Here is a 6,304-nt window from a genome sequence, read left to right as displayed (position 1 = left end):
TTGATTTTCTGCTTATCACGCGAGTGTCTGGGCGTTACAGCTAGACGAGTCCTTCGCCAACGACCCTAAATCACACAAAACATCTCGAAATTGAGTCTTCCATAATCCTGCACTTATGCTTAATCATCTTCCTCATAAACAACGATTGTATTTATCAAAAGTTAAACAAATAGTCACAATGCAAGTTCGAGCAAAATATTAAGACAAGGCCAACGGTCTCTATCCGCTTTTCTTTGAATGATACTCGGGTTGCTGAGTCATACTACGGGAAAAGAGCGAAAGGAGTTTTTACCTATGAAAGACGATTCTTCCCAAGGACAAGAAAAGGATCAATCGAAATCCTCTTTAGTAGATAAAATTCAGCAATTAGGTCAATCGAGTGTACCTCAACCGGCGGATTCCAATATCCACGTCTTACCAGTGATCGGTCAAGTGGAGGGACATGTCCAGCTTCCTTCTCAAAATAAGACGACAAAATATGAACATCTCATTCCTCAGTTAATCGCTATTGAGCAAAATCCGAAAATTGAGGGACTAGTGGTTCTTCTTAATACTGTTGGAGGAGACGTGGAAGCAGGTTTAGCGATCTCAGAAATGATTGCATCTCTTTCCAAGCCTACTGTATCCATCGTGTTGGGGGGAGGACATTCAATAGGTGTACCGATCGCTGTCTCAGCTGATTATTCTTTCATAGTTGAAACAGCTACAATGACCATTCATCCAATTCGGATGACTGGCCTCGTCATCGGCGTTCCCCAAACTTTTGAATATATGGATAAAATGCAAGAGCGGGTCGTTAATTTTGTAACAAGACATTCAAATGTTGAAGAAGAGAAGTTCAAAGAGCTCATGTTTGCTAAAGGTAATCTGACTCGAGACATTGGGACGAACGTAGTCGGTCAGCAGGCTGTTGATAACGGGTTGATTAATGCTGTAGGTGGCGTAAAGGAAGCTATGGAAAAGTTGAACGAGATGATTGAAGCAAATAAAGGCAATGAAAATCAGGTGGTTCAATGATTCACTACACCCCCCTCAGTGAATATGATATTTTTCCTCAACAGGAAAGTGGAGAAGTCACTTACCAGCAGCTCAAGAACTGCCCTGTAAAATGCAGGGATATGGGGGATGGGAGAAAGCAAATCATTCAGATTCTTTCTACCGATCCAGCTCATTATATGGACCCTCATTTACAACCGGGACAATGGTTGGACTCGTAACACCTCTGTACCCTATGGTATAATAAAGATAACTGTCAGGCAGGATGTCGAGTTTGTTTTCTTCTAAATGAGAAGAGGCAATCGGCATCCTTCTGTTTTCAGTTAACATAATGATTAGCAACATTGACCATTAGTCTTTATTTACGGAGGTGTTTACACATATGGCTGGAAAGAGGAAGTCTAAATCGAAAACAAAAAAGAAACAGTCAGGGTTTAAAGAGCAGGTGAAATTTGAATTAGTTGGACTCTTCTTTTTATTTATAGCTGTCTTCGGAAGCGGAGCCTCAGCAATTAGTGACGGAGCAATTCCAGGCGGGCTTGAGCGCCTGTGGCAATTCTTATTTGGTGTTTGGTATTTTATTGCCTCCATATTCTTTCTTGTACTGGGTATCTATTTAATGGTGAAGAGGAAATGGCCAACATTCTTACATAAACGGCTTATAGGTATTTATATTATCATTACGGCATTACTCCTATTCACACACTTAGAGACTTTATCAGATGAGTTAGCTGCAGGAAATGGGTCAATTCTTGGTCTTACATGGGACAGGATTACTACCATGATGAGAGGAGAAAATTCCTTTTATAGCATTGGAGGGGGACTGTCGGGCGCGATATTATTATCGATTACTTACTATCTCTTCTCTGGTGTAGGAGCAGCTATTGTATCCTTTTTCCTTTTCATCATAGGTATCATATTCATTAGTGAATGGTCGATTGGTGAATTATTTTCAAAGCTAGGTGTGAAGTTGAAAGGATTAGGAATAGAACAGCTAAAACGCATGCAGGATAAAAAATCAGAGCGTAATAAAGAGATCCCAGAGAATACGGAAGAGAAGACGGTGCTCGAAATCAGCGATTCGAAGGAGGAGGAATCTTATGATATGGAAGAACCGATCATCCAAGATTTTACGGATCATGCTTATGCATCCAAAGGTGCAGAGCAGACGGAGAAGCCTTCCTTAACTAAAAACAGCACCAATGACTCGGATGAAGAGGAAACGAGTTTAGAGAAGTCGATGCCGACAGCAGAGCTTGAGAACTTTGACTATCAGCTGCCCGGCTTTGAATTGTTAGATGAACCAACTTCCAGTCCTCAGAGCCAAGGCAGATCCCACATTCAAGCTACGGTTCGAAAACTTGAAAAGACTTTTCAAAGCTTTGGAGTCAAAGCGAAAGTCACTAAAGTCCACGTAGGACCTGCGGTTACAAAATATGAAGTTTATCCAGATGTTGGAGTGAAAGTCAGTAAAATCGTTAACTTGAACGATGACCTTGCTCTTGCATTGGCAGCGAAAGACATCAGGATTGAGGCCCCGATTCCTGGGAAGTCGGCAGTAGGTATTGAAGTGCCCAACCAGGAAGTTTCCATGGTTTCCCTTCGTGAAGTTCTTGAAACAGGAAAATCCAATCCTGAGTCTAAGTTGAGCTTTGCTCTAGGAAGGGACATATCAGGAGAAGCAGTGATGTCTGAGCTTAATAAAATGCCTCACCTTCTTGTTGCTGGTGCAACCGGAAGTGGTAAAAGTGTGTGTATCAATGGAATTATTACAAGTATATTGATGCGTGCGAAGCCACACGAAGTGAAAATGATGATGATCGATCCGAAAAAAGTAGAGTTGAATGTCTACAACGGCATTCCACACTTGCTAGCACCAGTTGTAACGGATCCTAAAAAGGCATCGCGTGCTTTGAAGAAAGTCGTTTCTGAAATGGAGCGGAGATATGATCTGTTTTCTGACACTGGAACGAGAAATATCGAAAGTTATAATGAATATGTGAAAAAACATAATAAGGAAAACGAAGATACCCAGCCTCAACTTCCATACATTGTTGTTTTAGTCGATGAGTTAGCCGATCTTATGATGGTTGCCTCCAATGAAGTAGAAGATGCAATAACAAGGCTGGCACAGATGGCGCGTGCAGCAGGAATTCACCTGATTATCGCTACGCAACGTCCATCTGTAGACGTCATTACAGGTGTTATCAAAGCTAATATTCCGTCCCGAATTGCATTCAGTGTCTCCTCTCAGACGGATTCACGAACTATTTTGGATTCAGGAGGAGCAGAAAAACTTCTTGGACGAGGTGACATGTTGTTTACGCCGGTCGGTGCCAACAAACCGACACGTGTCCAAGGTGCTTTCTTAAGTGATGATGAAGTCGAGCGCGTCGTCAACTTTTGTGTAGAACAGCAGAAGGCGCAATATCAAGATGAAATGATCCCTGAGGAAGAAAGTGAAGTCAAACAAGAAGTCGATGATGATTTGTATCCGGAGGCTGTCCAGATGGTCATTGAAATGCAAAGCGCCAGTGTCTCAATGATCCAGCGAAGGTTCCGCGTGGGATACACGAGAGCGGCACGTTTAATCGATGCTATGGAAGATAATGGCATTGTTGGTCCATATGAAGGAAGCAAACCAAGGACTGTTCTCGTATCTCAAGTGTCTGAAGAACAATCCTCGTAATGCATCTAAGAAATTTTTGATTAGGACATACAATTAATTGATTAAGCTGCTGCATCCGCGGCGGCTTATTTTTATGTTAACTAATTCCAATTATCTAGTTTTTTAGTCCAAATCATCTATTTTAGGGGTCACAAGTCCTGTCTATTGTAAAAAATTCTGTAAAAGTATTTACACTCTTGTAACAAATAACAGAAAAATGTCCTAATTCTATTTATTTATTCAACAAATAGTGTTATATTATTGTCAAAATGTGATGTGTCGAACGTCAGATGTCAGATCTCTGATGGATAGTTTAATAGGGGTGGAGTGAACGGAATGTCGATTAGACAAGATACTCGTCATCTTTACTTACAGGTGATTGAGCAAATTAAACGTGATATTGAAAACGGTATCTATTTAGAAAAACAGAAACTGCCGTCTGAATTTCAGCTTTCTAAATCTCTAGGTGTCTCAAGAGCAACTTTAAGAGAAGCATTGAGGATTATGGAAGAGGAAGGTGTGGTTACACGGAGGCACGGAGTAGGAACTTTCGTAAACCCTAAACCTTTGTTTACCTCAGGCATCGAAGAATTAGATAGTGTAACAGGAATGATTCTAAGTTCGGGAATGAAGCCGGGCTCGCAGTATTTGTCTGCTGATCTCGTAGAACCGACGGAAGAAGATCGAAGAAGGTTCTCTAACGATAATCTACATAGAATGGCAAAGCTCGAGCGGGTGAGAACAGCTGACGACGAGCCTGTCGTCTACTGTGTGGATAAAATTCCGGAAGGGCTCATCCCCCTGGAGCAAGTGAGAGAAGCTGATTCTCTTTTTCAAATTTTAGAGAGCTATACAGGAGAAACAATAAGTTATGCGGTTACTCATATTGAACCAATCGGTTACCATGAAAGAATTTCTCCTGTTTTGAACTGTGAACCTGAGCAGGCACTGTTGTTATTAAAGCAAATGCATTATACCCAAGATGATGTTCCTGTCCTTTTATCAAATAATTATTTTAGGGCGGATAAGTTCAGCTTCCATGTTCTAAGAAAAAGAGTGTAAGGGCTTACATTTGTGAGTTGTTAAATATTTAGGAGGTGAGGCCTGTACTGTTAGAAGCAGACTGTTTAGTTGTTGGAAAGACCTGATATTTTAACAAACTTAGGGGGTAATGGTTTTGTTTAAGAATCGTCGTTTTCTTTTAGTTTTTGCATTACTTTTAACTTTTGGTTTAGTTTTAGGAGCTTGTGGCTCTTCTGATGATGGAGGAGATACAAGTGGTGGTTCAAATGATTCAGGCAACAACGATGAAGCCGCTGAAGAGGGCAGTAACGGAGATTTTTCAGTAGCGATGGTTACTGATGTTGGCGGAGTGGATGACAAATCATTTAACCAATCTGCATGGGAAGGGTTACAAGCTTTTGGAGAAGAAAACAATATGAAAAAAGGGGAAGGGTTTGATTACGCTCAATCAGAAAGTGATGCGGATTATACAACGAACCTGAACCGTCTTGTTCGCCAGGATTATAACTTAATCTTCGGAATCGGATACTTACTGCAACCAGCAATTGAAGAAGTAGCTGGCCAATATCCAGAAACTAACTTTGCAATTGTCGACTCTGTAGCAGAAGGCGATAACATTGCCAGCATCACATTTAAAGAACACCAAGGATCTTTCCTTGCTGGTGTAGCTGCTGCTAAGAAAACGAAGTCTAATCAAGTAGGATTTATAGGCGGCGTTGAAGGAGACTTGATCAAGAAGTTTGAATCTGGATTTGTTGCAGGTGTCAAATCAGTAAATGCAGACATCGACGTTGATGTGCAGTATGCAGAAAGCTTCGCTGCTGCAGATAAAGGAAAACTGATTGCTTCTAACATGTACTCTAAAGGCATTGATGTCATCTATCATGCTTCAGGCGCAACGGGTAACGGTGTATTCGCCCAGGCGAAAGACATTAAGAAAAACAACCCAGATGAAAACGTATGGGTCATTGGTGTAGACCGTGATCAGCATGAAGAGGGTGCCATTGGTGATACAAATGTCACGTTAACTTCTATGGTCAAACGTGTAGACGTTGCCGTAAAAGATGTCGCTTCTCAGGCGATGAACGGGGAATTCCCTGGTGGAGAAGTTCTTGAGTACGGGCTTGATCAGGATGCGATCAGCATTGCACGTACGAATGAAGAGGCTCTAAACGAAGATATCATCACTGCGATTGAAGAGTGGAAACAAAAAATCGTTGATGGCGATGTTGAAGTACCAAGTACTAGAGAAGATCTTCAAGGCTATTTAGATTCTCTATAAGTTGAGCAGAAGGCTGGTGGGTAGCCGGCCTTCTTCTACTCTATAAGAAAATCATCAAATGAAGAGCTTACCTTCCGGCCCTCTTCATTTGATGATTTTTTCAGGAGTACGTTCATTTGGAAAAAGAAGACAACCAGGGGAGTGTGGGAGACGAATGGATTATGTGATTGAGATGCTCAATATCCGCAAAGAATTTCCGGGTATTGTAGCGAATGATAACATTAACCTTCAAGTGAAAAAGGGAGAAATCCATGCCTTGCTCGGTGAAAATGGAGCAGGTAAATCAACCTTGATGAACGTTTTGTTCGGCCTCTATCAGCCGGAAAAAGGAGAAA

The 6,304-nt window shown here is 41.4% G+C and carries 6 protein-coding genes; all 6 read left to right on the top strand.

Annotated features, from left to right (window positions below; genetic code table 11):
• The first annotated feature begins 294 nt into the window (after positions 1-294).
• A complete protein-coding gene (locus tag LD39_RS10025; RefSeq protein ID WP_035545807.1) occupies positions 295-1,017 on the top strand; it encodes a ClpP family protease in 723 nt (240 codons plus the stop codon).
• Positions 1,014-1,217 carry a YlzJ-like family protein gene (locus LD39_RS10020; protein ID WP_035545805.1) on the top strand — a complete coding sequence of 68 codons (204 nt, stop codon included), beginning with the start codon at positions 1,014-1,016 and terminating at the stop codon, positions 1,215-1,217. The genes LD39_RS10025 and LD39_RS10020 overlap by 4 nt, the downstream gene beginning before the upstream one ends.
• Before the next feature lie 161 nt (positions 1,218-1,378).
• Entirely contained in the window at positions 1,379-3,685 is a 2,307-nt protein-coding gene (locus tag LD39_RS10015; RefSeq protein ID WP_035545803.1) for a DNA translocase FtsK, read from the top strand.
• Between the two features lie 315 nt (positions 3,686-4,000).
• Positions 4,001-4,726, top strand: coding sequence for a GntR family transcriptional regulator (locus LD39_RS10010; protein WP_035545801.1), 726 nt, complete (start codon positions 4,001-4,003; stop codon positions 4,724-4,726).
• A 115-nt stretch (positions 4,727-4,841) separates the two neighbouring features.
• A complete protein-coding gene (locus LD39_RS10005; RefSeq protein WP_231572552.1) occupies positions 4,842-5,969 on the top strand; it encodes a BMP family protein in 1,128 nt (375 codons plus the stop codon).
• A gap of 154 nt (positions 5,970-6,123) precedes the next feature.
• Positions 6,124-6,304, top strand: a 181-nt coding sequence (locus LD39_RS10000) for an ATP-binding cassette domain-containing protein (protein ID WP_156112612.1), incomplete at its 3' end; no start/stop codon positions are given.

Origin of the sequence: Halobacillus sp. BBL2006, assembly GCF_000786645.1 — a bacterium.
Taxonomy (GTDB): Bacteria; Bacillota; Bacilli; order Bacillales; family Halobacillaceae; genus Halobacillus.
The sequence above is the reverse complement of the archived record's forward strand: the minus strand, read 5'-3'. Positions and strand labels throughout refer to the sequence as shown.